Raw genomic sequence first — 25,565 nt, forward strand, 5'->3', positions numbered from 1 at the left:
ACATCGACGGATACACACCACGCGTGTAGGGATACGAACCCGGCTCCCCCAGCTTCTCCGCCGCGTCCCAGCCCTCCAGGGCCTCCGGACCGTACACAGGCTCGATGGGAAGTCCGGACTCCGACTCGCGCGCCATGGTTGTGCCTCCGCGTTGCTCGCATACTCGCCAGTACAGACGACCTCGCCACGGACTGTAGCGGCGGCCGTGCGGCGTGTGGAAGGCCCAGCCTGGGAGCTTGCTCACAGCCCGAACGAGACCCCGCTCACAACCATGCCCCCTAGTTCGCGACCAGGCACCCGCGGGAAACATCTCAAGGGAAACATCTCAAAGGGGCACCAGGACGCATCGCGGTTCGGTGAGCAACGGGGGGTTCGCATGCGTACTCCAGTCATGTGGAGATCAGTCACGGCCGCCGTCGCGGTGCTCGCCGCGGTGAGCGGCTGCACCGTACAGACGGTCGGCTCGTCCGCCGACCAGGCGGCCCCGATCAGCATCTCGCCGGCGCCGGCCCGGCCCCCGGACGACGCCAAGCCCTCGACGCCTTCGACACCCTCGACGCCCTCGAAGTCTTCGGAGCCCTTGAAGTCCTCGCCGTCCTCGCAACCCGCCGAGCCGCCGGCTCCCGTGGTCCTCTGGTCACGCGGCGACCAGGGCAGGGACGTACGAGAGCTGCAGGCCCGGCTGCGTCAGATCGCCTGGCTCTTCGAGGGCCCGACAGGGACGTACGACGCCGCGACGGTCAGCGCGGTCAAGGGCTTCCAGGGCAAGCGGGGGCTGCCGAAGACCGGGACGACGGACTCCGTGACGTGGCAGCGGCTGCTGAACATGACGCGCGAGCCGGGCAAATGGGAGCTGTACGCGTCGGGCGGCCAGCCGGCCGCGAAGCCGGATCCGCGCTGTATGACGGGCCGTGTGCTGTGCGTCAGCAAGACCAGCCGCACACTGCGCTGGATGATCGACGGCAGGACCGTCTCGACGATGGACGTGCGCTTCGGCTCGCAGTACACGCCCACCCGGGAGGGCGTCTTCAGCGTCTCTTTCAAGTCGCGCCACCATGTGTCGACGATCTACGACTCTCCGATGCCGTACGCGATGTTCTTCAGCGGCGGCCAGGCGGTCCACTACTCGTCGGACTTCGCGGCCACGGGCTACAACGGCGCCTCGCACGGCTGTGTGAACGTGCGGGACGAGGGGAAGATCGCGGCGCTGTTCGCGCAGGTGAGAAGCGGCGACAAGGTCGTCGTCCACTGGTGAGGCGGTCGCCGTCCACCGGCGAGGGAGAGAGGTAGCGGGCGCGGGCGGGACCGGGGGAACGTGTCCCGCCCGCGCCGGTGTGCACTGAGCCGTGGGTACGGGGGGAACCCCGGCTCGTGCGACAGCCGATGACCAGTCGGCTCACCTAGTACTGCGTGAGGACGGCTGAAAATGTCACACCCTGCTGGAGGGACCTTGGCCGCGGGGAGAAACCGCAGGTCGGGAGGGTGACCTGGGCGGGGTCAGCGGCAACGCGGTGGCGTCCGGGGCCGGCGTCGCGTCGGGAGGGGCGGGGGTGAAGACGGAGGCGGGGGGCGCGGACGTCGGGAGCACGCGGGCGCGATCGTGGCCGGTGGCGCCGCCCGAGGTTATGTGGCCGTTGCCGCCCTCGTCGTCGTTGCCCTTGCTGCCCTTGCCGTCCTTGCTGCCCTTGCCCTCGTTGCCGTTGCCATTGCCATGGCCGGCGTTGTTCCCGTTGCCGTTGCCGTTCCCGTTCCCGTTGCCATTGTCATTGCCGTTCTTCTTGGCCCCTGAGCCGGTGCGCCCCTCGGACTGCTTCAGCACGCCCGCGCAGTACTGCCGCACGCGCCCCGCGCCGTGCGCCGCTTCCTCCAGCGCGCGCCGGCGGCCGGAGTCCAGGTTCTTGCCGTCGCGGACGTCGCGGCAGGCCGAGATCACGCCGTTGCGCCACTCCGGGGAGCGCGCCCCGGAGCGGGCGTCGTCCGAGCCGGTCCCCGGCGCCGCGCTCCGGTTGCCGGGCGCCCCGTCGTGCGCCTCGCCCCCATCCTGCGAACCCCGTGAGTCCTTGGAGCGGCCGTCGCCGGGCCGACCGCCACCGCCGCCGTCGGGCCGCGCCGAGTCGGGTCCCCACGTCGGATCAGCCGACGGTGAGACCAGCGGGGTGATGCCCGCGGACACCGAGGTGGCGGGTTCCGGATCGTCGTCGCCGATCGACAGCACTCCGGTTGTGGCGGCGACCGCCACCCCGCCGATCATCCCGGCGGTCAGTGCGGCGGCGAGCCCGAAGCGCACCGGGCGGCCCCAACGGGACGGACCGCGACGGCCCGCCACCGGGCGCCCGAGACGGACAAGGCCACCGTCGGAGGACGTGGCCGAGTGCGTACGGTCGTGATGACCGAGGTCCGTCCGCTCGCCGTCCCCGTCCGCGCGCGCCTTGCGGAAGGCGGCCAACGCATTGGCCTCGCCCGGGAGTTCCGCGCTGGTCAGCGGGGGTTCGGCGGCCAGTGCGCCCAATGCGCCGAGCGTCTCGGCGAGTTGGCCGGCCTGGTCACGGGTGTCGGCGTCGGCGAATTCAAGTGGCTCTCCGCGCAGCAGTCGTTCCGCGGTGTCGCGATCCAACCACTTGTACTGCTCGTCGGCCATCACACATCCTTCTGCGTCCGCGAACGCATATGCGTCACACCTGCGGACGACACCGCGCGGGTGCGCGGTTCTCTTTGTGAGGGGACGGCGCCCAGGGCGCCGGTGGATTCCGGATCCGCGTCGAGCAGCTCCGCGAGCCGCTTCAGACCGCGGTGCGCCGCCGTGCGGACGGCTCCCGGGCGCTTGCCCAGTGTCTCGGCCGCGGTCTTCGCGTCGAGACCGACGACCACGCGCAACACGACGGCCTCCGCCTGGTCCTGCGGGAGTTGGGCGATGAGGGAGAGCGTGTTGCCGGTGGCGAGGGACTCCATGGCCTCACCGGCGGTGTCGGACTCGGCGGGCCTGCTGGTGAGTTCGGTCTCGTCGCCGCCGATCGCGGGTCGGCGGCCGCGCATCCGTATGTGGTCGAGGGCGCGGTTGCGGGCGATACGGGCGGCCCAGCCGCGGAAGCGGTCGGCGTCTCCGCTGAACCGCTCGAGGTCGCGTGCTATCTGCAGCCAGGCCTCGGACGTGACGTCCTCGGCGTCCGGGTCGCCGACCAGCGTCCGTACGTATCCAAGCAGCCGTGGTTGCACGGCTCGGTACACAGTCCGGAACGCGGTCTCGTCTCCGTCCTGTGCGGCAAGCACCGCGGCAGTCAGCTCCGCGTCGTCCCCCAGCACCGCACTCCCTCTGTGCCTCAACCCGCGCCGCTCTCGCGGACGTGGTTGCTCGCCATCGTGGTCGCTCAATCGATGGTTGCGGACCTGCCCCTTATCCGGCGCGAAATGCACGTTACGGCTTGAAACGGGGTTGCGTCCATGTCCGTACAACGTGCAGCCAACTCCGTGGGGTGTGGGGTGTGACAGAAAACGCATCCTCGGCGCTGTAGAGAGTACGGGCCGCCGCGCGGCCCGTGCCGCGCGACGGCCGGGGCCTCTCCTGTGGGGGGTGGCGGCCCCGGCCGTTGCCTCGGCCGCCCTCGTGGGGCTCTCCCGCGCCGGTCGACACGGCACACGGGATACACACGCCCGTCCCCGTCTCCGCGCATCCGGACCTCACGCACGCGGATGCCGCACATCCGGCACATAGGTACATCCGGTCTTCATGGGTCCCACTTCACGCATCCGGCTCGGACACCGGGCATGTCGGCACCGGTTCAGGGAGCCGCGTCCTTGAGATCTCCCTTGCCGGGGACCTTCGACGGTTTGGGCGGGTCGGGCTCGACCGTGGGGGCCGGAGCCTCGTTCTCCGGACGACTGTCCGCGCCGCCCGGGCTCTCGGTCGGCTGACCGGTGGCCGGCTCCCCGGTGGTCGGCTGACCGGTGGCCGGCTGCCCGGTGCGGTCGGCGCAGTACTTCTCGACCTTCTTCTCGCCGCCCGCCGCCTCCACCAGACGCTTCCAGGCGATCGAGTCGAGGGCCTCGCCGTTCTTCCCGACCGCGTCGTACGCCCGGCAGTGGGCCTCCAGGTCCTGGGCGGACGAGGGGCGGACGGAAGGGCCGCCGGTGTCGCCGTCGCGCCGGCCGGGCGCGGAGGAGCCGGGTGCGGTGGAACCGGGTGCGCCGGTGCCGCCGGAGTCGTTCGCGGACTGGTCCGGGGCGGTGCTCGACGGCCGTGGCCCGTCATCGCCGTCGCCCGAGGTGCCGGCCGTGCCGATCGCGGCGATGGCGACCCCACCGAGGGCCACACTCGCCAGCAGCCCGGCCAGCGTCGCCCGCAGCGAACGCCCGCCCCACCGTTCGGCACGCGGCCGCCAGTCGTCCCGCCGCCGCGTCTGCGCCTCGTGCGTCCCCGCGGCCCGCGCCGCGCGGAAGGCGGCCATGGCCTGGTTCTCGGCGTCGGGGTCGAGGGCGTCGGCGCACATGGCGGCGGCGAGGAAGGATTCGAGGGCGGGGACGTCCTGCCGACCGGCTGCCGTGGCAGCGTCGGACTTCGACCAGCCGTTCACGGGCCGCCCGGCCCGGCGGTCGAAGGAGCCGCCGTCGCCGTGTCGTTCACCCATGTCCGAATCCATCCTCGCCCAAGCATCGCTCGCTGTTCATCCCGACTCCCCCAGCGTCCTGGGGCCCTCTTCCGTCACACCTTCGGCACCGAGCTGTTTGGCCAGGCGCTTCAGGCCCCGGTACGCGGCAGTACGTACCGCACCGGGGCGTTTGCCCAGAACACGTGCGGTCGCGGGGCCGTCCAGACCGACCACGACACGCAGCAGCACTGCCTCGGCCTGGTCGCGCGGCAACTGGGCGATCAGGCCGAGGGCGTACTCCGTGGAGATGGAATCCAGGGCCTGGTCATACGTGTTGTGCGCGCCCGGGAGTTCCAGGAGGTCCTGCTCCAGCACCGATGCCCGGGGCCGGACCTTCTGCCGCCGCAGGTAGTCGAGCGCACGGTTCCGGGCGATGGTCGCGGTCCAGCCGCGAAACCCCGCCCCGTCCCCGCGGAACCGCCCCAGGTCGCGGGCTATCTCCAGCCACGCGTCCGATGCCACGTCCTCGGCCTCGTCCCCGACCAGCCCGCGCAGATAGCCGAGGAGTCCGGGCTGCACCAACCGGTACGCGACCGCGAAGGCGGCCTCGTCCCCCTCCTGCGCCCGGGCGACGGCCACCCCCAGTTCCCCGTCGGCCGCGTGTCCGCGGCGGGGTTGCCCTGCCTGGCCCAACACTGTCCTCGTTCGCACCGAGTTCGTACCGATTTCGCGCCACCCACCACAGATCACCGTGGCCGCGCGCCCCCATGGTCATCAGCGCCGACCATCATGGATTTGTCACACCTGGTCAGCCACACCTGGCAGAGCGTCCTGCAGGGCCACCCGCGGCCGTGCCCGCCCGTGCAGTTGCAGATAGAAGGTCCTGACGGACTCCCGCTCACCCGACTCGAATCGTTTCACCACCTTCCCCAGCGGATTCCACACCCGCCCGTCCGGCATCCGTACGCCCACGGGCTGGCCGAACAACTCCCGCTGGGCGTCGTCGAATTCAAGCCAGGCAGCGCCGGCCCTCCGCACCAGAACCTCACCGGTGTAGACCCCCAGCCCGAACAGCACCTGCCCCACGTCCGCGCGCCCCCGGCCGCTCTTGCGCAGCCCGTCGATGATGAAGTCGACCACGCGCAGGCTGTCGACGGAGTAGTCCAACGGCAGTCGCCTGCGCGCCGTGGCGCCTCGTACGAACTCCGCCGCCTGCCGTCTCATCCGCAGATCGGTCCGCTCCGCTGCCCTTTCCGTCACTTCTCCCCCTTGTGTGTGATCACACCCGGTCCCGCACATCCAGAACCGGCCCACCACACCAAGCGAAACAAGCACCACAAACGTCACACCGAGTGCGGCGCGCACCAGATCCGAGGGGACAAGCCGCAGGTACCTGACGGGACTTCGGCCGTCCACCGGGTGAACAGAAGGTTCAGAAGTGAGGTACCCCACATCTCTCGCTAGTGATGTTTAGCCCCAGATGTGCGCTGAATAAGGGGCCACCCCTGAAACGGGTGGGTTTTTTATGAGGCTTTCCTAGGGGTGGGGAATTTGAGTCGCCGGACGACCCATGCGTACAAGCCGCTGAGTCTGAAGCGGAGAGCGTGGCTGACCATAGGCGCGGTGGTACTGGGCGGGGCGGGGGCGGTGACGTATGCCATGGCGGACCCGAGTTCGGGTCCGGCCGCGGACGTCGCGCGCGGCAAGCGGCCAGTGAAGGTGCACGACCTCGCGATGAAGAGCGATGGTACGGGCAGGCGGGTGGCCCGGACCGGCACCGACGCGTTCTCGCTGCTCGGCGTCTCGTGGACCGGATCGGCCACACCACTCGACGGCACGGCGCAGGTGCGGACGCGCAGCAGCGAGACCGGGAAGTGGACCGGCTGGCAGAGCCTGGACCTCGAAGCACACCCGGTCGACAAGGCCGAGCCGGACGCGAAGGAGGCGCGCGGCGCGTCCGATCCGCTGTGGGTGGGGCCGAGCAACGGCGTGGAGGCGCGCGTCGTCGCCGCCGACGGCTCCGCGAGTGCCGGTCTGCCCAAGGGGCTCGAGCTCAACCTCGTCGACCCGGGCGTGACCTCGGCCGAGGCGAAGAACAAGGGCCTCGCGACCGGCAGTGGCACCGGCAGCGGTACGGGCATGGAGAACGCCGCCTTCGTCGCCGAGGACCCGACCGGCTCCCCCTCGCCGAGCGAGGACGCGGCGTCCCCCTCGCCGGGCGAAGACGCGGCAGGGTCCCCCTCCCCGTCGCAGTCCGAGAGCACGGAGCCCCCCGCCGACGACACGCTCAGCCCGTCGCCCACCGGGAGCGCGACGGAGTCCGCGTCGGCGTCGCCGGAACCGGACCCGGTTCCCAGCCCGCCCCCGTCCACCGTGACGCAGCCGCCCATCGTCTCCCGTGCCGCGTGGGGCGCCGACGAGTCGACAGTGGACGATCCGCCGGAGTACATCGAGAAGGTCAGCGCGGTCTTCGTGCACCACACGGTCGGCACGAACGACTACAGCTGCGCGGAGTCCCCGTCGCTGGTGCGCGGCATCATGGCGTACCACATCCAGGTCGAGAAGTGGAACGACCTCGGCTACAACTTCCTGGTCGACAAGTGCGGCCGGATCTTCGAGGGCCGTGCCGGCGGCATGGACCTGCCGGTGCGCGGCGCTCACACCTACGGCTTCAACGGCGACTCCACGGGTATCGCCGTCCTCGGTGACTTCGAGGGCGCCGCCGCCACCTCCACCACTCCGGCGAAGCCCGCGGGCAAGCCGACCCGCGCCGCCCTGGAGTCCGTGGCGCGTGTCGCCGCGTGGAAGCTGGGCCAGTACGAGGGCGACCCGAGCGGCCAGGTCACGCTGACCGCCGCCGCCGACACGGGCGTCTGGAAGGCGGGCCAGCAGGCCACGCTCAACACGATCTCCGGTCACCGCGACGGCTTCGCCACCGCGTGCCCCGGCAAGAACCTGTACGCGAAGCTGGGGGAGATCCGCCGGTTCGCCGCCGGCGCCGGCAAGAACGCCGCGATCCTCACGGCCGACTTCAACCGTGACGGCATCAACGACTTCGCCGCCGGCGTGCCACAGGCGTCGAGCAGCGTCGGCAACGTCGTCATCGTGCCGGGCGGCCTGAACGGCCCGGTCTCCGCGAGCAAGCTGAAGCTCACGCAGTCCAGCGCCGGCGTCCCCGGCATCTCCGAGAAGGGCGACAGCTGGGGCGCGGCCACGGCCTGGGGCGACATCAACGGCGACGGCTACGCGGACCTCGCGATCGGCGCGCCCGGCGAGGACGACGCCTCCCATGTGGACCGGGGTGCGGTGACCATCCTGTACGGCCCGAAGTTCGACACCGGCGCGGACACCATGGCGCTCGGCGACGACTACAACATGAACAGCGCGAAGTTCGGCGCGACGGTCGCGGTCGGTGACTTCAACGCCGACGGCAAGGCGGACGTCTTCACCGCGGCCACCGGCACCGGAGGCAACTGGGCGGCCCGCTTCGACGACGGCCACGAGGTCGCGGGCGATCTCACCACCGCCTCCGGCGCCCTCGCGTACGCGGACGCCACCAGCGGCGACTTCAACCGGGACGGCTACGCGGACGTGGCCCTCAACTACCGCGACCAGTCCGGTGCCGGCAAGGTCACCTGGTTCAAGGGCTCCAAGGCGCTGGGCCTGTCGAAGGTGTCCACGCTGTCCGTGAAGGGCGGCCGCTCCATCGCGGCGGGAGACGTGAACGGCAACGGTTACGACGACATCGTCATCGGCCAGCCGTACACGTCGGAGTCCGGTGCCAACGCGGGCGGCCAGGTCACGATGGTCCCCGGCACGTCCACGGGCTTCACGACCACCGGCATGACGACGATCCACCAGGGCACCACCGGTGTGGAGGGCGCGGCCGAGTCCGGCGACGCCCTCGGCACCTCGGTGTCCGTGGGCGACTTCAACGCCGACGGCTACGCGGACGTCCTGACCGGCGCGCCGAACGAGGACATCACGCGCAGCGGCACCAACCGGTCCAACGCGGGCGCGGTGTGGCTCCTCAAGGGCACCTCGTCCGGTCTCACCGGCAGCGGCTCGCTCTCCTACTCCCAGGACACGACAGGCATCCCGGGCTCCACGGAGAAGGACGACAAGCTGGGCTCGGCCGTCTCGCTGACGGACCTCTCGGGCCGGGGCTTCGGCCATCTGCTCCTGGGCACCGAGGGCGAGGACGCGGGCACCGGCACCCTGCTGTACCTGCCGAGCACCGCCTCGGGCGTCGTGCTCTCCAAGGCGGCGTACTACGGAATCACCCAGCTCGGTACGCCGACGGGGGCCCGTCTGGGTCAGGTGCTCACGCCGTAGGTGTGACACCTGGACACCCCGCTACGCTGAAGAGGGCGTGGGCACTTTTCGGCCATGGCCGAATGAGCCCGCCCCCCTGGGACTCTCCCGCCGCGCCGCTCCGACTCCCCCCCTGGACCGGCGCGGCGGGGGAGACAAGACGACCGATCCCGCTAAGCGCAGGCGTCCCTGCACAGCAGCCGCAGCGAGCCGTCGCCCGCATAGCAGCGGCGGGCCTCGTCGATCGGATCCCACAACCGCCCGTCAGGCGTGCGGATCCAGTGGTCGCCGCCGCTCGCCCACCACTCGGCGCCCGTCTCACGGGCGATCACCTCGCCGGCGTACGCGCCGAGGCCACGCAGTACGGATTCCACGGCGTCGTACGGCGTTTGCTCCCGGCGTATCCCCTCGATCATCCGGTCGACGCGCCACAGACTCGGCGCCGAGTAGTCAAGCCGCAGCCGCGCTCCTTCCCGCATGGTCACGACAGCGTCCGCTGCCCATCGAAGGGGCTTCGCCGAAGCTGGGGGCCTGGTTGCCTGCTGTGCACTCACATTCGAAAGAGCGTCACCCGAACGTGATTCGTCACGCGAAAACGGAGGGTGCGCAGGACCGGTACGGGACCGACGCGCAGCCCCCGCCGGGTGCGCGCAGGATGGTCACAAGAGCAAGAGAGCCCGGTCCTCAGACCCGCCCGCGGGCCCGCCGCGACACCACCGCGCGCAGCACCCGCCGCCCCTCCGTCGAGAGCACCAGGGCCTGGCGCAGGGTGCCCGAGCCGCGGCCCGACAGCACCTCCAATATGGCGATCTGGCGGCGCAGTTCGGCGGAGACGAGGGGTGACATGCCCTGTGTACGGCCTTCCCGGCGGACCGTGACCGAGGACTCGCCGTCGTCCGTGGCATCGAGCAGCCGGTGGATCTGCAGCGCGGCGACCGAGCAGGCGTCGGCCCACTCCCGCAGGTTCGAGGCGGAACGCTCCACGGGCACGGCGCCCAGCATGCGGTGTGCGAGCGCGGCGGCCTCTCCCTCGGCGGACCCGTCGCCCTCCGGAGCCTGTGGGGCTCCGAGCTTCATCCGCGCCTGCTCCACGCAGGTGCCCCAGTCGGAGACCTCCGCGCCCTCCGCGAGGCTCGCCCACAACGGCCGCAGGATCTCGTCGTCGTCACCGCCCAGCAAGGGCACGCACCGGTCCAGGCATGCCAGACCGCTGGCCGCCAGACCGCGTTCGTCGGCCTGAGCGATCAGTTCCACCAGGCTCATCACGCCTCCCTACGGCGGGGCGCCTCTGGTTACGGAGCCCGCACTTCCCCTTACTGCGTGCACCGTGGCCGGAATGTCACAGCGTGAAATGGCCGCATCTCACATGGGCACGACGCCGAGCCGGTCCAGGAACCGGAAGAAGAGCATCTCGGCGGAAGGGTCCGCGTCCGCGGTGAACACGTCGAGCAGCGGTTCCTCGGGGACGGTACGGCCCGACTCGGCGGCCCAGGCGACCGCCCGCTCGGTGGCGTCGCCCGGCTCCAGGAAGTAGTCGTCGACGGTCAGCCCGTCCTCGTTCCCGCCGAGATATCCGGCCATCGCGTCCCGCGCCAGGCAGGTCGTCCACGCCCCGCTCTCCGGCGCGGCCGCCTCGACGACCACACAGTCACTGTCCATGACGTACCCGAAGAGCGCGGGCGCGCCCGTCTCCTCGGCCAGGCGGTTCATGTTCCCGACGTCACCACCGCCGTCCTCGCTCGGGTACTCCCACACCTGCCAGCCGTCGGCCGCCCGCTCGCACAGCGTCATGCCCTTCACCTGCGACAGCGCGTCCAGCTCCATGAGCGGCACGTCGCTCCTGCCGACGACGTAATACCCCCAATAGCCCATTCCGTTCCCCCCGGGTGTCTCGGTGCCACTCAGGCCGAATACACCACAGTCGCACGGCAGTTCGCCACCGAAATGGTCAACCGGTGCCGACCGGTCCGGAACGGACGCGGGCCCGGCCCGCGGTCAGCCGAGCTTGCCCGCCAGCTCCTGGAACTGCTGCCACGACAGCACCGGCTCGCGCGAGTCCCACAGCTTCTGGGTCAGGGCCCGCAGCGGCATGCGGATCCCGGCCGCCACCTGGTCCTGCGTCTGGGATCCCGCGAGATCGCACCAGACGGCGAAGGAGCCGCCGAGGATCTGGCCGTCGTACTTCGCGGGCACCGGTGTCGTGCCGCGGACGACGAGGGGGGTCCACTGTTCGTAGATGCGCTGCCCGGTCGGGTAGACGAACTGGTTGGGCTGGCCGAGGACGTAGTAGAGGTACTCGTCGTTGTAGTTGATCAGCTTGCGCCCCGACTGGAGGTACTCCACCGGCTGGCGGGCCCCGATCTCCTTGCCCGTCCAGTACGCGACCTGGAGGTCGGCGGCGGCCTGGACGGCACCCCCGCGGAAGAACCCGTCGTTCCAGGCCCTCATCGTGCGGTCGTGCCGGCGCATCACGTCGGCGCGGTTGTTGAGCCAGCCCGTCGCCAGGTCGGCGACCGTGGCACCGGGCCCGTACGCGTCCTGCGCGGCGGCGGCCAGCTGCGGGTACGACGCCTCGGGATTCGACACCACCAGCGCCTGGTACTCGTCGGCGCCGAGATGCCAGTAACGGCCCGGGAAGAGGGCCGCGTACTCGTTCAGCAGGTCGTCCACGATGTCCGCGGCCGCGGGCTTGGAGATGTCGACCGCCCCGCGCGTGGCGGCACCGTTCACGTTGCGCAGCTGGAGGTCCGGGTGCGCGGCGATCACCGCGCCGAGGTGGCCGGGTGAGTCGATCTCGGGCACGACACTGATGTGGCGGCTCGCGGCGAGGTCGACGATGCGGCGCACCTCCGCCTTCGTCAGGTGCTGCTGCGACACGACCTCGGGGTGCGAGTCCGACTCGATGCGGAAGCCCTGGTCGTCGGAGAAGTGCAGACCGAGCTGGTTGTACTTGAGATCCCCCAGCTCACGGATCCGGTCCTCGATCCATCCGGCCGTGAAGTGCTTGCGCGCGATGTCCAGCATGAACCCGCGCTGCGGCTTCGCGGGCCGGTCGCGTACGACGCCCTCGGGCGCCGTGCCGTCCGCGCGCACCGTCTGCTTCAGGGTGCGCGTTCCGTAGAAGACACCCGCCTCGGCCGGGCCGCTGATCCGCACCCGCCCGTCCCGCACCGCCATCGTGTACGACTCGGCGCCGGAGCCCCCGTCGGCGAGGGCCAGCTGTACGTCCCCGGCGCGCGCGCCGCCCGCCCCGGCGTAGGTCAGCCCCAGCTCCCCGGCGAGCAGCCGCCCCTCGTCCGCGAGATCCTTGTCGTTCACGACCACCCGGCCGCCGTCCGCAGGCTTCCAGCCGGGACCGCGAGCGGCGGTGTGCTCGCGCACGGCCGGGATCGCACGAGGCGCCTTCGACAGGGGGTACGTACGACTGGGCGTCGGTGTGGGCGAGGTCGCGGACGTCCCGTCCGCGGGCCGCTCGGGGGCTGCCGCACCTGTCCCTCCGGTGTTCGGCCAGAGGGCCACCGTCACGGCGACGGCACCCGCCGCGGTCACCGCAGACCCGATCAGCAGAGGCCTCCGGCTCGTCGTAGCCCAGCGCCTACGCCCGTTCACCACAGATCACCCATCCATACGCGCCGTTCCTGATTCCAGTAAGAACCCGTCCCAGCGAACCTAAGCCCCTCCGTCACCGCCCCCGTCCACCGGGCAGTGCCGAAACACTCCCGCGTGGGTGAAATTCGGGCATCCGTCAGACAGGTTTCGTCAAGCCTCGATAGCGTGAACGTCACATCTCGCACTTGTCCCACTTGATCACCTGCCGAATCAGCGTTGCCTCCGCAGGGGGCGGCACCGAACCGTCTAGGAACCCACGCTGCCTGCGTACCGTCCTTCTCGCATCTCCGGCCCGGCCGTCGACCACGTCGTCGGCCCGGCCGTCGGCCACGTCGTCGGCCCGGCCGTCGGCCAGGTCGTCGCCCTGCCGGAGCAGACCCGCCCCACGCCGTCTCCCACAGGCCTGGAGCGGTTGAACGCCGTGCCCGCCGACGAGGCCCAGCGGGCCCTGCTCGCCTGCTGCGGCAGCTCGCGATGGGCCCGCCGCGTCGCCGACCACCGGCCCTATCCGGACCTGGACGCGCTGCTCGCCGCGGCCGACGAGGCGGCGTACGACCTGGCGCCCGGCGACCTCGCCGAGGCGCTGTCCCGCGAGTCGCTCACCCCGCTCCCCGACGGCGCGTACTCCGTGGCGCACACCGCGCTGAGCGCCGCGCACGCCGCGTACGAGAGCCGCTTCGGACATGTCTTCGTGATCTGCCTGGACGACTTCACTCCGGAGGAGGCACTCGACCAGGTGCTCGCCGGCATCCGCTCCCGGCTGGCCAACGACCGCGAGGAGGAACGTCTCCTCTCGGCCGAGGAACTCAGGCGCCTCACACGTGGCCGGATCTCCCGCCTCGTACGGGCGTACTCCGAGGTCGAAAAGTGGGGGGAATGCCAGGAATCCATGCACAATTCGGATTCAGGCCCCCCGGATAGTCCGTACGCGTCTGTTTGATTGCCTGTTTGATCACACCGAAGGGGCCGCTGTAAGCGTTCCGACAAGTCGTCGCTACGATGGCCAGGGCCGGTGGACCGTACCCGGCCGGGCCCGACCGACACAGAAGCCGGCGCGGCCCCAATCCCCGCTCCCGGAGGGTTCTTCCGTGCCGGCTGGAACGCTGTACCGCGGCCGGGAAGGAATGTGGTCCTGGGTGGCTCACCGAGTCACCGGCGTCCTCATCTTCTTCTTCCTGTTCGTACACGTGCTGGACACTGCTCTTGTCCGTGTCTCACCCGAGGACTACGACAGGGTCGTAGCCACCTACAAGACGCCGATCGTCGCGCTGCTGGAGTACGGCCTCGTCGCCGCCATCCTCTTCCACGCGCTCAACGGCCTGCGTGTGATCGCCGTCGACTTCTGGTCGAAGGGCCCGCGCTACCAGAAGCAGATGCTCTGGACGGTCGTCGGCATCTGGGTCGTGCTGATGGCAGGGGCCCTGTACCCGGTCCTCGGCCACGCCGTTCGTGAAGTCTTCGGAGGCTGAGGCAGATGTCCACCACTGAGAAGACCGCCGACTCCGGTATCGGTCCCGTCGAGGGCGCGGGGGCACTGTCGTACAGCGTCGACAACCCGGCGCCCGTCATCGATCCCCCGCGCAAGCGCACCAAGAAGACGCCGAAGTCGACCCGCGGCAATTTCGAGATGGCCGCATGGCTCTTCATGCGCCTGTCCGGCATCGTCCTGGTCGTCCTGGTCATCGGCCACCTGCTCATTCAGCTCGTCCTCGACGGCGGCGTCTCCAAGATCGGCTTCGCGTTCGTCGCGGGCCGCTGGGCCTCGCCGTTCTGGCAGACCTGGGACCTGCTGATGCTGTGGCTGGCGATGCTGCACGGCGCCAACGGCCTGCGTACGGTCATCAACGACTACGCGGAGCGGCCGAACACACGGCTGTGGCTCAAGGGCCTGCTCTACACCGCCACGGTGTTCACCGTCCTGCTGGGCACGCTGGTGATCTTCACCTTCGACCCGAACATCCGCTAGATCCGGGGCCACGAGAATCATGAAGATCCACAAGTACGACACAGTCATCGTCGGCGCGGGCGGCGCCGGCATGCGTGCCGCCATCGAGGCGACGAAGCGCAGCCGTACCGCCGTACTGACGAAGCTCTACCCGACCCGCTCCCACACGGGCGCCGCGCAGGGCGGTATGGCCGCCGCGCTGGCCAACGTGGAGGAGGACAACTGGGAGTGGCACACCTTCGACACGGTCAAGGGCGGTGACTACCTGGTCGACCAGGACGCCGCCGAGATCCTGGCGAAGGAGGCCATCGACTCGGTCCTCGACCTGGAGAAGATGGGCCTGCCGTTCAACCGGACGCCGAACGGGACGATCGACCAGCGCCGCTTCGGCGGCCACAGCCGCAACCACGGCGAGGCCCCGGTCCGCCGGTCCTGCTACGCGGCCGACCGCACCGGCCACATGATCCTCCAGACGCTGTACCAGAACTGCGTCAAGGAGGGCGTGGAGTTCTTCAACGAGTTCTACGTCCTCGACCAGCTGATCACCGAGGTCGACGGCGTCAAGCACTCGGCCGGCGTGGTCGCGTACGAGCTGGCGACGGGCGAGATCCACGTCTTCCAGGCGAAGGCCGTGATCTACGCGTCCGGCGGCTGCGGCAAGTTCTTCAAGGTGACGTCCAACGCGCACACGCTGACGGGCGACGGCCAGGCGGCCGTCTACCGCCGGGGGCTGCCACTGGAGGACATGGAGTTCTTCCAGTTCCACCCGACCGGCATCTGGCGCATGGGCATCCTGCTGACGGAGGGCGCCCGCGGTGAGGGCGGCATCCTCCGCAACAAGGACGGCGAGCGCTTCATGGAGAAGTACGCGCCGGTGATGAAGGACCTCGCGTCGCGTGACGTCGTATCGCGGTCCATCTACACCGAGATCCGTGAAGGCCGGGGTTGTGGGCCGGAGGGCGACCACGTCTTCCTGGACCTGACCCACCTCCCGCCGGAGCAGCTGGACGCCAAGCTGCCGGACATCACCGAGTTCGCCCGCACGTACCTCGGTATCGAGCCGTACACGGACCCGATCCCGATCCAGCCCACCGCGCACTACGCCATGGGCGGCATCCCGACGAACGTCGAGGGTGAGGTGCTGCTGGACAACACGACGGTGGTGCCGGGCCTGTACGCGGCCGGCGAGGTCGCGTGCGTGTCCGTGCACGGCGCGAACCGGCTGGGCACCAACTCGCTGCTCGACATCAACGTCTTCGGCCGTCGCGCGGGTATCGCGGCGGCGGAGTACTCCGCGAAGAAGGCCACGCACGTCGAGCTGCCCGAGAACCCGGCCTCGCTGGTCGTCGAGCAGATCGAGCGGATGCGGGACTCGACGGGCACCGAGTCGGTCTCCGTGCTGCGCAGGGAGCTCCAGGAGACCATGGACGCGAACGTCATGGTGTTCCGTACGGAGCAGACGATCAAGACGGCGGTCGAGAAGATCGCCGAGCTGCGCGAGCGCTACAAGAACGTCTCGGTCCAGGACAAGGGCAAGCGGTTCAACACCGACCTGCTGGAGGCCGTCGAGCTGGGCAACCTGCTCGACCTCGCCGAGGTCATGGCCGTCTCCGCGCTGGCCCGCAAGGAGTCGCGCGGCGGTCACTACCGCGAGGACTATCCGAACCGCGACGACGTCAACTTCATGCGCCACACCATGGCGTACCGCGAGGTCGGCGACGACGGCACCGAGTCCATCCGTCTCGACTACAAGCCGGTCGTCCAGACCCGCTACCAGCCGATGGAGCGTAAGTACTGATGGCAACCCCGACGTTGGACAAGGTCGAGGACGCGAAGCCCGCCGAGGCCCCCTCGCCGTACATCATGGTCACCTTCCGGATCCGCCGGTTCAACCCGGAGGTCTCGGCGGAGGCGAGCTGGGAAGACTTCCCGGTGGAGATCGACCCGAAGGAGCGTGTCCTCGACGCTCTGCACAAGATCAAGTGGGACGTGGACGGAACCCTGACGTTCCGCCGCTCCTGCGCGCACGGCATCTGCGGCTCGGACGCCATGCGGATCAACGGCAGGAACCGCCTCGCCTGCAAGACGCTGATCAAGGACATCAACCCTGAGAAGCCCATCACGGTCGAGCCCATAAAGGGCCTCACGGTCCTGAAGGACCTGGTCGTGGACATGGAGCCGTTCTTCCAGGCGTACCGCGACGTGATGCCCTTCCTCATCACGAAGGACACCAACGAGCCGACGCGCGAGCGTCTGCAGACCGCCGAGGACCGCGAGCGCTTCGACGACACGACGAAGTGCATCCTCTGCGCCGCCTGCACGTCCTCGTGCCCGGTGTTCTGGAACGACGGCCAGTACTTCGGTCCGGCCGCGATCGTGAACGCCCACCGCTTCATCTTCGACAGCCGTGACGAGGCGGGCGAACAGCGCCTGGAGATCCTCAACGACAAGGACGGCGTGTGGCGCTGCCGCACCACGTTCAACTGCACGGACGCCTGCCCGCGCGGTATCGAGGTCACCAAGGCGATCCAGGAAGTGAAGAGGGCGCTGATCACGCGCCGCTACTGACGACAGCTCCCCGCGCCCCTTTCAGGGGCGCGGGGCTGTGACCGCGGCGGAGCCGCAGCCCAAGCCCAGCGCGGCGCGTGCGACTCAATCGCGCGGGAGGAGCGGACCAAGCGGCCCCAGGTCGATGTTCAGGTCGTCCTCGGTGAGGCCGAAGTGCTCGCGCAGTTCGGCCATGTTCTCCTCCAGCGCCATCAGGGTCCGTCCGACCTCCTCGATCTGCTCGTCGCTGACGTCGCCCTGGTCGATCCGGCGCAGGGCCTGCCGCTCCATCAGCTGGCGGAGCAGTTCGACGATGGTCAGCACCAAGCCGGCCAGACTCCGCCGCGCCGATTCCTTGTCCAGCTCCAGCCGCCGGGGGAGATGGCTTCCGTCGTCGCGGCGATCGCGGTCGTCAGGTGATCGGCCGGTCGTCATCCTCGCTGCCCTCCACACGTACCGAAGCGATCAGTGCCCGCAGTGAGATGCGCACCAGGTCGAGGTCCGCGATGGACAGGGTGATCTCCCCGGTGATCACGACACCCCCGGCCAGCACCCGGTCGAGCAGGTCGACCAGAGCCACCTCCCGCGGCTCGACCGCGCGTGTCACCGCACCTCGCTCCCCGGACTCCCGGGGCTCCCCGGGCTCCCCGGGCTCCCCGGCTCGTGCTCCGACTCCGGCAGCGCGGTGAAGGAGTACGGGGGCCACGGCCCGCTGAGTTCGACGCTGGTCCCGGTGAGGCGCCGCTTGAGGTCGGAGACCCGTGCGAGGAAGTCCGCCGTGCGATCGTCGGCCACGAGGTAGGAGTTGTTGAGGATCATCCAGCCCTCGTACGCGGCCAGCCCGGCGTCCTGCGGTGGGTGCTCGGCGCTCTCCACGGCGAGCTCCGACAGGGCGGCGTGGATCTCCTCGGCCTGCCGGGTGACCCGCAGATGAGCGGTCTCCTTCTCCTTCCGCCGGGCGCGGCGACGCAGGAGGTACGCGGTGCCGGGCTTGTCACCGTCGCCCTCGGCCGGCTCCTCGGACGGGTCCGGCAGGAAGGCCTTCGGGTCGGCGAACGCCTTGACGCCCCACTCCGTCCGCCCCGCCACCCGCTCCAGCGCCGCGGCGAGATCCGCCTTCCGGTCCGCGAGCATGCCGAGCACGCCGTCGTCGTCGTGGAAGAGGGTACCGAAGCGCAGCGGAATGACCGTGCCGTGGCGGGACGCCTCACCGATGACCTGGTGGTGGGACCGGGCCGAACGTTCCAGCCAGCGCAGGTCCTGCAGATGCTCGTGCATCGCGTCGTCGTCGAAGTCCTTCAGCGGTACGGAGCCGACGACGGCGGCGAGGCCCTCGCCTGCGCCGCCCGTGCCGCCCGTGCCCTCGATGACGCGTACCGGCTCGCCCGCGACGCCCGTACCGCCCTCCAGCGGACCGGTGCCCCCTGCGGTCGCGGCGGAGGCCACCGCGTACAGCCAGGTGACGAGCTGCTCCGTCACGTCTCCTCCTCTTCCGGCTCCTCTTCCGGCTCCTCTTCCGGCTCCTCTTCCGGCTCCTCCTCCGGCTCCTCCTCGGACTCCGCCACCCACTCCTCGTCCGGCTCTTCGCCGCGCCGCCATGCTTCGTCCCGGTCGCGCTCCAGCTCGGCGATCTGCCGCCGCAGGCGTTCGTTCTCGTCCAGGGCGCCCTTGGCGTCCCCGGCCCTGGACGAGAGGGTCGGGTCGTGCTCCCACCAGTCGATGCCCATCTCACGAGCCCGGTCCACGGAAGCGACCAGCAGCCGGATCTTGATCGTCAGCAGTTCGATGTCCAGCAGATTGATCTGGATGTCACCGACGATGACGATGCCCTTGTCGAGAATGCGGTCCAGGATGTCGGCCAGGCTCGAGGGTGCGGTGCCGACGGCGGGCTCGCGCCCGCCGCTCTCGCGGCGGCTCGGGACAGTCCGGTCGGAGCTCTGGCTCATTCGCCCTCCTCGGCCCGGCCTCGGGAGTAGCGCTGGGACCGGCGGTATGAGACGAGGTCGCCCTGGTCGTCGAGCTGGACGCGGTACTCGGCGAGGATGTCGGTGGATTCCGGGATCCGGTGCGTCTCCACCACCTCGATACCGACCAGCCATCCGTCCTCGCGGCGCTCCAGCGAGGTCACGACCTCCGGATCCTTACCGGTGAGCAGTTGCACATGGTGCGCGGCACTCCTGGCGACCTCGCGGGCGTCGGCCTTGGGGCTGCGCGCCGGACGGCGGCGCGGCTCCTCACGCTTCTCGTGGTCCTTGCGGTGTTCGCGGGAGTGCTCCGCGCGGCGGGGTTCACGGGAGCGCTCCTCATGGTCTTCGCGCGAGCGCTCCTCACGGCCCTCACGGGACTTCTTCTCACGCACTTCAGGCGAGCGCTCGGCGCGGGAACGCTGCCGGCGGTGGTCGCGCTCCTCCCGTTCCTCGCGGGGCACGCCTCACACCTCCACGCCCCCGGCGGTCTGCCCGCCGGCGAGCAGTCGACTGACCAGTTGGCTCTCCCGCTGGTCCGCCTCCTCCTCGCTGATTTCTCCGGACTCCCGCGCCGACGCGACCTCATCCAGGCGCTGCTGGATCACCGCGGGGTCCGCCAGCTCCCGCATCGCCTGCTTCTCGATCTGCTCGGCGATCCACATGATGCCCCGGACAGGCGCCAGGGGCAGGGTTACCACCCCGGTGAACAGCCCCATGGCTAGCCGCCTCCCTCGCCGGCAGTCGCTGCGGCCTCCTTGTCGGCGCTCAGCGCGTCGCTCACGAAGTCGTACGGGGCCATCGGTCCGAGCAGACGCAGCTCGACCCGTTCCCGCCACTGCTCGGCGAGCTCCTCAACGGCTTCCTCGAACGCCTCCAGCTGCCCGTGCTCCAGCAGGAAGGAGGCGGTGACCAGCCCCTCGGCGGCTGCCGGCTCCGCCGAGATCATGGCGTGCGCCAACGGTTCCAGCCGCTGTTCCACCTCCTGGAAGTCCGTCTGCCGCTTGGCCTCGATGGCGTTCACGATCAGCTCTCCCAACCGGACCCGCTGCTCGTATCCGGCCGGTTCCGGAACGTCGGCCAGCTCCTCACGCAGCCGCCGGACCTCCTCGTGCTCCTCCAGCACCTCGCGCAGCACCGCGTCCTGCACGTACTGCGCCCTGAGCGTGAACTGCGCCTTGTTCTCGAGCCGTTCGAGAGCCAGGGAGAAGTCCTCACGGCCCTCGGTCAGCAACTCCTCGACCACCGAGTCGGTGTCCCGCAGCACCGTTCCGAAGCGGAACGGCAGCACGGGGGACTCCGCGGCAGCCATGGCGTCCAGCACCTGGGCGTGTGAGCGAAGATCCTCGGGGGTGCCGATCGCCTTGCCGGTGGGCACCTCGCTCACCAGGGCGGCAAGACCGCCGTGGCGTACGAAGCCCACCCGGGCCTCCGGGTTGCCAACGGGGCGCAGGTCTTCGATCACCGCGTCGTCCGTACGGTCGTCCGGCACGACTCCGTACACGTAGCAGGCGGTCACGTCCTCGGCCGTCATCAGTCGCGCTCCCTACTCTTCTTCCTGCGCCGGGGCGCCTCTTCCTCCTCCTCTGCCGCCTCCTCCTCGTACTCGTCCTCTTCCCCGCCCTGCAACAGGTCGCTGACCGTGTCCTTGACGCCTTCCAGAGCGCCGCGGGTCTTCCTGCGTCCGCCGCCTTCCTGCATCTGGTTCATCAGGTCGGGCAGCCCCTTGGTCTCGGTGCCGGACCGGGCGATGTCGAGGCGGTTCGCGGCTTCGGCGAAGCGCAGATACGTGTCCACACTGGCGATGACGACTCGGGCGTCGACCGTCAGCAGTTCGATCCCGACGAGGGACACGCGAACGTAGGCGTCGACCACCAGGCCCTTGTCCAGGATCACACCGACCACGTCGGCGAGACTGCTGGCGTTGGGCCGGCTCAGGGCACCACCGCCCTGCTGGCTTGCTACGGTCACGGCACGTCATCCCTTCTCGGACGGAAGGTCGTCAGCGACGGGCACGCCGCTTCGGCCTCTCCTTCTCATCGGGCTCCTCTTCGTGCTCGGCCTCTGCCTCGTCGTCCTCGTACTCCTCCTCCGGCTCTTCGTCCTCTTCGTCCTCTTCGTCTTCCTCTTCTTCCTCTTCCTCCTCTTCAGCGCGTGCCTCTTCCTCTTCCTCGTCCTCAGCCCGCGGCTCCTCTTCCTCTTCGCCCTCGGCCCGCGGTTCTTCTTCCTCTTCCTCCTCGCTGACGACCTCGCCCTCGTGGATCGTGCCGCGCCAGCCTTCGATCTCCTCTTCCGGGTGCGGGCTCAGCAGTACCTCGGACATGACGTGGCGGCGGTAGTGCTTCAGCTCGAGCCGCGCCCGGCGGCCCTGGGCCCGCCAGAGGTTTCCGGTGTGCTCGAAGAAACCCTGCGGGTGGTACTGGAGGACCAGCAGAATCCTGGTGAGGTCGGGCGTCACCTCATGGAAGGTGACCGCGCCGTCCACATGGCCCTTCTCCGCCTCCGACCGCCAGACGATCCGCTTGTCGGGCACCTGTTCGATGATCTCGGAGTGCCATTTTCGGCTGGAGAAGAAGATCTTCGCCGTCCACTCCAGTTCCGTGTCGGTCTCCTGCTCGACGCCCTCGACCCTCTTCATGAAGTCGGGGAAGTCCTCGAACCGGGTCCACTGGTCGTAAGCGAGGGAGAGAGGGACGCCCACGTCGATCTGCTCGACGATGTTGGTGACCTTGAGCTTGCTCTTGGTGCCGCCCTTGCCACCTCCGAGGCCGGGAACGGCGTCCTTCAGCTTTTCCTTCACCTGTTCCTTCACCGTGCCCTTGGCCTTCTCAGTGACCCGTTGCAGACCCGCCTTGACCACGGGCTTCACCGGCAACTTGAGCCCGAGTCCGCCGCCCTGCCCGCCGGAGGCCACCGACTTCAGAGCCCTCTCCCCCAGCGCGAGGAGGACGTCCTGCATGTCCTTGACCAGCCGTTCGGTGGGCAGCTCCTTGGTGAGCGTGCCGATCCCGCCCTTACCCTGGCCGTTCGTTTCCTCTGCCATGCCCCATCACCCTCGGCTCCGCCGCGCAGACCCTCCGGCAGCCGCCTTCTTCCTCGCCGCGGCCGGACGGTCACTCGACTTCTTCTGCGGGGCGGTGCGCGAGCGCGCCGACTGCCGGGCCTCCGCCCGGGTCTTCTTCGCGCGGCCCTCGCCCTCCTCGTCCCGCGCCTTGTCCCCCTGCGCCTTCTCCCCCTGCGCCTTGTCACGCTCCGCCTTGCCCTCCTCCGGGGCCGCCTTCCGGCTCGCCTTCTCGTCCGACTCTTCATCGGCCTTCTGCTCGCCCGGTACCGCGCGCAGCGACGTGGCTCGGGCCTCCAGCCGGTCGCTCAGCGCATCGATACGCTGGCTGGCCGCTGATACGGCCGCCGTTCGCCCCGCGGACACCAGCTGACTGCGGACTTCATGGGTGATCTTGCCGAGCTCAGGGGTCTTTACCTGCCCGAGCCCTGCCGGAGTGTGCCCCGACACAAGCCGCTTTCCTGCCGCCACACCAGCGAGGGTCAACGCCAACCGCATCCTGTGGTTGCGCCCCATGAGGTACCCGCTGGCGAAGGCCAGTCCCACCTGGCCATTCATGGTCACTCCTCCTCCCGAACGAGAGTGAGTACTTTATCCGGTTATGCCACCAATTATCCGTGTTTCCCTCATGGCGCCTGCTCACACGCGCGAACCTCCACGAACCCGCTCCGCGGAGGCCAAGGGCGCGCTGGCACCACGATCGGGTCAACCAGCCGGTACGGGACTCCCGGGACGCACCCGGCCTACGATGATGCTCTCGACACCAGCCCACAGGAGGCACGTGATGTCCGCAGCAGCTGTTGAGCGGGCCACCGGCAACCGGCCGCTGACGACCCTGGCCGACGAGATCATGGAGAGTCGTCCGGGCTACCGCGTCGAGATCATCGGAGACCAGATCCTCGTGACCCCGTCCCCGGACGGCGCTCATGCCTGCGCCCTGACCAAGCTCATGCGCCCATTCATGTTGGCGGGCCTGGACGACGGCGAAACGCGAGTCGTCCAAAACTTCAGCATCTGGCTCCCCGACGGCCCCGAGGACTACGCGACCCCCGACCTGTCCGTAATCGACGCCGACTACGACGAACACCACGTCGAGAAAAACTGCTATGACCCCCTGGTTTTCCGGCTGGTCCTGGAAGTCACCTCCAGCAACTGGAAGACGGATCTGCAGACCAAGGTCGCCGCATACGCCGACGCCGACGTCCCGGTGTACGTGATCATCGACCGCAGGCACCAGCGCGTCCACGTCCTCACGAGCCCGACGCAGGATGAGTACGCCAATCACAGAGTTCACGCCCCCGGCGAACTCGTCACCCTCCCCGACTCCATCGGCGCCAAGGTCACCCTCGACGTGGAGCAGATTCTCAAAGAGGGGCAGTCGAAACGGGACTGAGCCGAACTCCGAATTCCCCTACACCGAGGCACAGTTGGCGGAGAACTCCTGAAACTGACGGGGCCGTTGTTACAAACTGACCCCCATGGCACTCCTGAGAAAAGCCGCCGCCACACTGTCTGCCGCAACGGCAGCGGCGGCGCTGCTCGCGACACCCCCCACGGCCACGGCGAACCCCGCTCCCGCCTCCGCCTCCCTGCCGCACACCACGCTCGTACGGGAGAACTTCAACCGCCTGCCCCTCGGCCCGGTCACCGAAGGCCGCGGCTGGACCACCGACACATCCAACGGCACGTTGTCCGTCGCCCCCAGCGCCACCGGTCACGGCCGCGAACTCCGCATCCGCACCGAAGGCAACGGCCGCGCCTTCCTCGAATTCCCCGACCTCGCCCCGCCCGGCAACAGCTTCTGGGCCCGCCTGCGTCTGCGCGTGGCCGACTTCCCCACCGCGCCCGACTGGGCACACTGGACCCTCGCTGAGGCGTCCGGCTCCGACTCCCCCACACTGGTCCGTCCCCTGGGCGGCCAGTACGCCCCCACCGACAACGGCAACTTCTGGGGCGTCGGCTCCGACCTGGGCCCCACCGGCGACTGGACCTCCTGGCAGACGTCCGCGCCGGCCACCGGCGGAAAATGGCAGTGCGTCGAGTTCCACCTGGACGCCACCGACAACCGCGTCACCGTCTACCTGGACGGCGTCGAGCAGCCCGACCTGACGGTCTCCACCAAGCACCACGGCGGCACGGCGGACGACTTCGTCTTCCCCACCTTCGACGAACTCAAGCTGGGCTGGCAGCTGTACCAGTCCGACCCGGCCCCTTCGTCGTACGACATCCGCATGGACGACATCGCCCTGAGCACCCGCCGCGTGGGCGGCTGTTCGTCATAGCCGAGGCGGCGTTCAGCTACCGGCCCGGGCGGCGATCGACAGCCGTCAGGTCGATCTCGATGTCGAAGGGCGTCGCGACCTTGAGGCGGTCGTGGAAGATGCCGGTGAGGCCGTACGACTTCGTGGCGGGGTCGAGTTCGTAGACGTAGACCACGGGGAGCCCCTTGCCCTCGTCCTCCTCGACGCGTCAGAAGTGCGGGACGCCCGCCGCCGCGTACTTGCGGAGCTTGACCTCGCGGTCGCGCTCGCGGGAGTCGGCGGAGACGACCTCGACGGCGAGGACGAGATCCTCCGGCTTGTACCAGGTCTGCCCGGGTCCGGTGTTCGCTTCCAGCGGGAAGACGAGAACGTCCGGCTCCGGCCGGTTCTTCGCGTCCAGTTCGACGGTCATTTCCCGCATGACGTCGAGATGCTCCGGGACCTGCTCAAGAAGGGTGTACTCCAGCAGACGCATACAGCGCGCGTGGAAAGCGGTCTGCGGACTCATGAAGACGAGGCTCCCGTCGATCAACTCCGTGTGCGGCGGGAGGCCCGGAATCCGGTCGAGGTCGTCCGCGGTCCAGCCCTCGGGGGGCGGTATCGGCCAGCGGTACGCCGGCTCGTCGTCGAGCCCGTTCTCGGATGCGGCGCTCATGGTTGCTCCCATGGGACGGAGTCTCGCCTGTGGGTTCAGCGTACCCAGCGCGGATGGCAGAGACCTCACCTCAAGGAGTGATCAGGCTTACTTGAACATGTTCAAAAACAGGGCTACATTCTCTCTCGGCAGCGTTTTTGAACGCGTTCAAGAGAGGGTGGGGACATGGACCTCACGGTCGTCGCGTACGTCATCTATCTGGTCGTCAGCATCGCTCTGACCATCTGGGTGGCCCGTACGCTCAGCCACAACGGGCGGATCTTTCTCGCCGATGTGCTGCACGGGAACGAGAAGCTGGCGGATGCCGTCAACCACCTGCTGGTGGTGGGCTTCTACCTGGTCAACCTCGGCTTCATCGCGCTCTATCTGAGCGGGGACGACGAGATCGCCAACGCCCGCGGGGTGTTCGAGGCCCTGTCGACGAAGCTCGGCGTCGTGCTGCTGGTGCTGGGCGTGCTGCACCTGGGCAACGTGTACGTGCTCAACAAGATCCGGCGGCGGGGCGTCATGGAGCGCGAGCAGCGGCCGCCCGTGCCGCCGCAGGACTGGGTCGCCCCCGCGGCCGGGGCGTGACCTCGATGGCCACGGCAGCCGCCGCGGACCGGGACGCCGCGCGCGTCCCGGTC

The 25,565-nt window shown here is 69.6% G+C and carries 30 protein-coding genes and 1 pseudogene; 10 read left to right on the top strand and 21 right to left on the bottom strand.

The window, feature by feature from the left end:
• The coding region (locus FGD71_RS38795; RefSeq protein ID WP_140936051.1) for a methylmalonyl-CoA mutase family protein at window positions 1–136 on the bottom strand (136 nt) is incomplete at its 3' end.
• Between the two features lie 255 nt (window positions 137–391).
• On the opposite strand from FGD71_RS38795, the gene FGD71_RS38800 reads away from it, so the two are divergent.
• Window positions 392–1,255, top strand: coding sequence for a L,D-transpeptidase family protein (locus FGD71_RS38800; protein WP_240436982.1), 864 nt, complete (start codon window positions 392–394; stop codon window positions 1,253–1,255).
• 174 nt (window positions 1,256–1,429) lie between these two features.
• Here FGD71_RS38800 and FGD71_RS38805 read toward each other — a convergent pair whose 3' ends face one another.
• The 5 genes from FGD71_RS38805 to FGD71_RS38825 all read right to left on the bottom strand — a co-directional run bounded on the left by FGD71_RS38805 (window position 1,430) and on the right by FGD71_RS38825 (window position 5,843).
• Complete coding sequence (locus FGD71_RS38805; RefSeq protein WP_119105257.1) at window positions 1,430–2,638, bottom strand: hypothetical protein; 1,209 nt, start codon at window positions 2,636–2,638, stop codon at window positions 1,430–1,432.
• Window positions 2,638–3,300 (bottom strand): RNA polymerase sigma factor, encoded by a 663-nt coding sequence (locus FGD71_RS38810; RefSeq protein ID WP_119105258.1) that lies wholly within the window; start codon window positions 3,298–3,300, stop codon window positions 2,638–2,640. The genes FGD71_RS38805 and FGD71_RS38810 overlap by 1 nt, the downstream gene beginning before the upstream one ends.
• A 476-nt stretch (window positions 3,301–3,776) precedes the next feature.
• Window positions 3,777–4,622 (bottom strand): hypothetical protein, encoded by an 846-nt coding sequence (locus tag FGD71_RS38815; protein ID WP_119105259.1) that lies wholly within the window; start codon window positions 4,620–4,622, stop codon window positions 3,777–3,779.
• A 36-nt stretch (window positions 4,623–4,658) separates the two neighbouring features.
• Complete coding sequence (locus tag FGD71_RS38820; protein ID WP_119105260.1) at window positions 4,659–5,276, bottom strand: RNA polymerase sigma factor; 618 nt, start codon at window positions 5,274–5,276, stop codon at window positions 4,659–4,661.
• A 105-nt stretch (window positions 5,277–5,381) separates the two neighbouring features.
• Complete coding sequence (locus tag FGD71_RS38825) at window positions 5,382–5,843, bottom strand: hypothetical protein (protein WP_420878389.1); 462 nt, start codon at window positions 5,841–5,843, stop codon at window positions 5,382–5,384.
• A 282-nt stretch (window positions 5,844–6,125) separates the two neighbouring features.
• On the opposite strand from FGD71_RS38825, the gene FGD71_RS38830 reads away from it, so the two are divergent.
• Window positions 6,126–8,918, top strand: a complete 2,793-nt coding sequence (locus tag FGD71_RS38830) for an FG-GAP-like repeat-containing protein (protein ID WP_240436983.1) — start codon at window positions 6,126–6,128, stop codon at window positions 8,916–8,918.
• Between the two features lie 152 nt (window positions 8,919–9,070).
• Here the strand turns inward: FGD71_RS38830 and FGD71_RS38835 are convergent, their stop codons facing one another.
• The 4 genes from FGD71_RS38835 to FGD71_RS38850 form a co-directional block, all read right to left on the bottom strand.
• Window positions 9,071–9,451, bottom strand: coding sequence for a hypothetical protein (locus FGD71_RS38835; protein WP_119105263.1), 381 nt, complete (start codon window positions 9,449–9,451; stop codon window positions 9,071–9,073).
• Between the two features lie 130 nt (window positions 9,452–9,581).
• Window positions 9,582–10,160, bottom strand: a complete 579-nt coding sequence (locus tag FGD71_RS38840) for a hypothetical protein (protein WP_119105264.1) — start codon at window positions 10,158–10,160, stop codon at window positions 9,582–9,584.
• 99 nt (window positions 10,161–10,259) lie between these two features.
• The gene (locus FGD71_RS38845; RefSeq protein ID WP_119105265.1) at window positions 10,260–10,769 is read right to left on the bottom strand and encodes a hypothetical protein; all 510 of its coding nucleotides are present in this window, start codon (window positions 10,767–10,769) and stop codon (window positions 10,260–10,262) included.
• Window positions 10,770–10,892: 123 nt separating this feature from the next.
• Complete coding sequence (locus FGD71_RS38850) at window positions 10,893–12,446, bottom strand: beta-N-acetylhexosaminidase (RefSeq protein WP_425329669.1); 1,554 nt, start codon at window positions 12,444–12,446, stop codon at window positions 10,893–10,895.
• A 424-nt stretch (window positions 12,447–12,870) separates the two neighbouring features.
• Between FGD71_RS38850 and FGD71_RS38860 the strand changes: the two genes are divergently transcribed.
• From FGD71_RS38860 to FGD71_RS38880, 5 genes are all read left to right on the top strand, one after another.
• Window positions 12,871–13,446 carry a 2-oxo-4-hydroxy-4-carboxy-5-ureidoimidazoline decarboxylase gene (locus FGD71_RS38860; protein ID WP_119105266.1) on the top strand — a complete coding sequence of 192 codons (576 nt, stop codon included), beginning with the start codon at window positions 12,871–12,873 and terminating at the stop codon, window positions 13,444–13,446.
• 148 nt (window positions 13,447–13,594) lie between these two features.
• On the top strand, window positions 13,595–13,975 hold the full coding sequence (gene sdhC / locus FGD71_RS38865; protein ID WP_119105267.1) for a succinate dehydrogenase, cytochrome b556 subunit: 381 nt from the start codon (window positions 13,595–13,597) through the stop codon (window positions 13,973–13,975).
• 5 nt (window positions 13,976–13,980) lie between these two features.
• On the top strand, window positions 13,981–14,472 hold the full coding sequence (locus FGD71_RS38870; protein ID WP_119105268.1) for a succinate dehydrogenase hydrophobic membrane anchor subunit: 492 nt from the start codon (window positions 13,981–13,983) through the stop codon (window positions 14,470–14,472).
• 19 nt (window positions 14,473–14,491) lie between these two features.
• Window positions 14,492–16,249: a succinate dehydrogenase flavoprotein subunit gene (sdhA, locus tag FGD71_RS38875; protein WP_119105269.1), complete on the top strand. Its 1,758-nt coding sequence runs from the start codon at window positions 14,492–14,494 to the stop codon at window positions 16,247–16,249.
• Window positions 16,249–17,019 (top strand): succinate dehydrogenase iron-sulfur subunit, encoded by a 771-nt coding sequence (locus FGD71_RS38880; RefSeq protein ID WP_119105270.1) that lies wholly within the window; start codon window positions 16,249–16,251, stop codon window positions 17,017–17,019. Before sdhA ends, FGD71_RS38880 begins: the two co-directional genes overlap by 1 nt.
• An 84-nt stretch (window positions 17,020–17,103) precedes the next feature.
• On the opposite strand, the gene FGD71_RS38885 is transcribed toward FGD71_RS38880, so the two are convergent.
• From FGD71_RS38885 to FGD71_RS38930, 10 genes are read right to left on the bottom strand one after another with little or no spacing between them, the layout of a single operon-like run.
• A complete protein-coding gene (locus FGD71_RS38885) occupies window positions 17,104–17,433 on the bottom strand; it encodes a gas vesicle protein K (RefSeq protein WP_119105271.1) in 330 nt (109 codons plus the stop codon).
• A complete protein-coding gene (locus FGD71_RS38890) occupies window positions 17,411–17,605 on the bottom strand; it encodes a gas vesicle protein (RefSeq protein ID WP_119105272.1) in 195 nt (64 codons plus the stop codon). The genes FGD71_RS38885 and FGD71_RS38890 overlap by 23 nt, the downstream gene beginning before the upstream one ends.
• The gene (locus FGD71_RS38895) at window positions 17,602–18,477 is read right to left on the bottom strand and encodes a GvpL/GvpF family gas vesicle protein (protein ID WP_119105273.1); all 876 of its coding nucleotides are present in this window, start codon (window positions 18,475–18,477) and stop codon (window positions 17,602–17,604) included. The genes FGD71_RS38890 and FGD71_RS38895 overlap by 4 nt, the downstream gene beginning before the upstream one ends.
• The gene (locus tag FGD71_RS38900) at window positions 18,474–18,944 is read right to left on the bottom strand and encodes a gas vesicle protein (RefSeq protein WP_119105274.1); all 471 of its coding nucleotides are present in this window, start codon (window positions 18,942–18,944) and stop codon (window positions 18,474–18,476) included. Before FGD71_RS38900 ends, FGD71_RS38895 begins: the two co-directional genes overlap by 4 nt.
• Window positions 18,941–19,426 (bottom strand): gas vesicle protein GvpO, encoded by a 486-nt coding sequence (gene gvpO / locus FGD71_RS38905; protein ID WP_240436985.1) that lies wholly within the window; start codon window positions 19,424–19,426, stop codon window positions 18,941–18,943. Before gvpO ends, FGD71_RS38900 begins: the two co-directional genes overlap by 4 nt.
• Window positions 19,427–19,429: 3 nt before the next feature.
• On the bottom strand, window positions 19,430–19,681 hold the full coding sequence (locus FGD71_RS38910; protein ID WP_119105275.1) for a gas vesicle protein GvpG: 252 nt from the start codon (window positions 19,679–19,681) through the stop codon (window positions 19,430–19,432).
• Between the two features lie 2 nt (window positions 19,682–19,683).
• Complete coding sequence (locus FGD71_RS38915; RefSeq protein WP_119105276.1) at window positions 19,684–20,496, bottom strand: GvpL/GvpF family gas vesicle protein; 813 nt, start codon at window positions 20,494–20,496, stop codon at window positions 19,684–19,686.
• Window positions 20,496–20,933: a gas vesicle protein GvpJ gene (gvpJ, locus tag FGD71_RS38920; protein WP_119105277.1), complete on the bottom strand. Its 438-nt coding sequence runs from the start codon at window positions 20,931–20,933 to the stop codon at window positions 20,496–20,498. Before gvpJ ends, FGD71_RS38915 begins: the two co-directional genes overlap by 1 nt.
• Window positions 20,934–20,964: 31 nt before the next feature.
• Window positions 20,965–22,005 carry an SRPBCC family protein gene (locus tag FGD71_RS38925; protein WP_119105278.1) on the bottom strand — a complete coding sequence of 347 codons (1,041 nt, stop codon included), beginning with the start codon at window positions 22,003–22,005 and terminating at the stop codon, window positions 20,965–20,967.
• A 6-nt stretch (window positions 22,006–22,011) separates the two neighbouring features.
• Window positions 22,012–22,581 carry a prolipoprotein diacylglyceryl transferase gene (locus tag FGD71_RS38930; RefSeq protein ID WP_119105279.1) on the bottom strand — a complete coding sequence of 190 codons (570 nt, stop codon included), beginning with the start codon at window positions 22,579–22,581 and terminating at the stop codon, window positions 22,012–22,014.
• Between the two features lie 226 nt (window positions 22,582–22,807).
• Here FGD71_RS38930 and FGD71_RS38935 point away from each other — a divergent pair, with 226 nt between their 5' ends.
• Window positions 22,808–23,416 carry a Uma2 family endonuclease gene (locus FGD71_RS38935; protein ID WP_119105280.1) on the top strand — a complete coding sequence of 203 codons (609 nt, stop codon included), beginning with the start codon at window positions 22,808–22,810 and terminating at the stop codon, window positions 23,414–23,416.
• 85 nt (window positions 23,417–23,501) lie between these two features.
• Window positions 23,502–24,305, top strand: a complete 804-nt coding sequence (locus FGD71_RS38940; RefSeq protein ID WP_119105281.1) for a hypothetical protein — start codon at window positions 23,502–23,504, stop codon at window positions 24,303–24,305.
• A 16-nt stretch (window positions 24,306–24,321) separates the two neighbouring features.
• Here the strand turns inward: FGD71_RS38940 and FGD71_RS38945 are convergent.
• Window positions 24,322–24,939, bottom strand: a pseudogene (locus tag FGD71_RS38945) (Uma2 family endonuclease).
• Window positions 24,940–25,104: 165 nt separating this feature from the next.
• Here FGD71_RS38945 and FGD71_RS38950 point away from each other — a divergent pair.
• Window positions 25,105–25,512, top strand: coding sequence for a hypothetical protein (locus tag FGD71_RS38950; RefSeq protein WP_119105282.1), 408 nt, complete (start codon window positions 25,105–25,107; stop codon window positions 25,510–25,512).
• Window positions 25,513–25,565 lie beyond the last annotated feature (53 nt).

Origin of the sequence: Streptomyces sporangiiformans (assembly GCF_005768555.2) — a bacterium.
Classification (GTDB): domain Bacteria; phylum Actinomycetota; class Actinomycetes; order Streptomycetales; family Streptomycetaceae; genus Streptomyces; species Streptomyces sporangiiformans.

Coding starts and splice junctions, on each gene's coding strand:
- FGD71_RS38910 (WP_119105275.1), bottom strand. CDS start 19,681: ATGGGGCTGTTCACCGGGGTGGTAACCCTGCCCCTGGCGCCTGTCCGG.
- sdhA (WP_119105269.1), top strand. CDS start 14,492: ATGAAGATCCACAAGTACGACACAGTCATCGTCGGCGCGGGCGGCGCC.
- FGD71_RS38880 (WP_119105270.1), top strand. CDS start 16,249: ATGGCAACCCCGACGTTGGACAAGGTCGAGGACGCGAAGCCCGCCGAG.
- FGD71_RS38925 (WP_119105278.1), bottom strand. CDS start 22,005: ATGGCAGAGGAAACGAACGGCCAGGGTAAGGGCGGGATCGGCACGCTC.
- FGD71_RS38900 (WP_119105274.1), bottom strand. CDS start 18,944: ATGAGCCAGAGCTCCGACCGGACTGTCCCGAGCCGCCGCGAGAGCGGC.
- FGD71_RS38940 (WP_119105281.1), top strand. CDS start 23,502: ATGGCACTCCTGAGAAAAGCCGCCGCCACACTGTCTGCCGCAACGGCA.
- FGD71_RS38950 (WP_119105282.1), top strand. CDS start 25,105: ATGGACCTCACGGTCGTCGCGTACGTCATCTATCTGGTCGTCAGCATC.
- FGD71_RS38870 (WP_119105268.1), top strand. CDS start 13,981: ATGTCCACCACTGAGAAGACCGCCGACTCCGGTATCGGTCCCGTCGAG.
- FGD71_RS38915 (WP_119105276.1), bottom strand. CDS start 20,496: ATGACGGCCGAGGACGTGACCGCCTGCTACGTGTACGGAGTCGTGCCG.
- FGD71_RS38930 (WP_119105279.1), bottom strand. CDS start 22,581: ATGAATGGCCAGGTGGGACTGGCCTTCGCCAGCGGGTACCTCATGGGG.
- FGD71_RS38885 (WP_119105271.1), bottom strand. CDS start 17,433: ATGACGACCGGCCGATCACCTGACGACCGCGATCGCCGCGACGACGGA.
- FGD71_RS38800 (WP_240436982.1), top strand. CDS start 392: ATGTGGAGATCAGTCACGGCCGCCGTCGCGGTGCTCGCCGCGGTGAGC.
- FGD71_RS38815 (WP_119105259.1), bottom strand. CDS start 4,622: ATGGGTGAACGACACGGCGACGGCGGCTCCTTCGACCGCCGGGCCGGG.
- FGD71_RS38845 (WP_119105265.1), bottom strand. CDS start 10,769: ATGGGCTATTGGGGGTATTACGTCGTCGGCAGGAGCGACGTGCCGCTC.
- FGD71_RS38935 (WP_119105280.1), top strand. CDS start 22,808: ATGTCCGCAGCAGCTGTTGAGCGGGCCACCGGCAACCGGCCGCTGACG.
- FGD71_RS38805 (WP_119105257.1), bottom strand. CDS start 2,638: ATGGCCGACGAGCAGTACAAGTGGTTGGATCGCGACACCGCGGAACGA.
- FGD71_RS38840 (WP_119105264.1), bottom strand. CDS start 10,160: ATGAGCCTGGTGGAACTGATCGCTCAGGCCGACGAACGCGGTCTGGCG.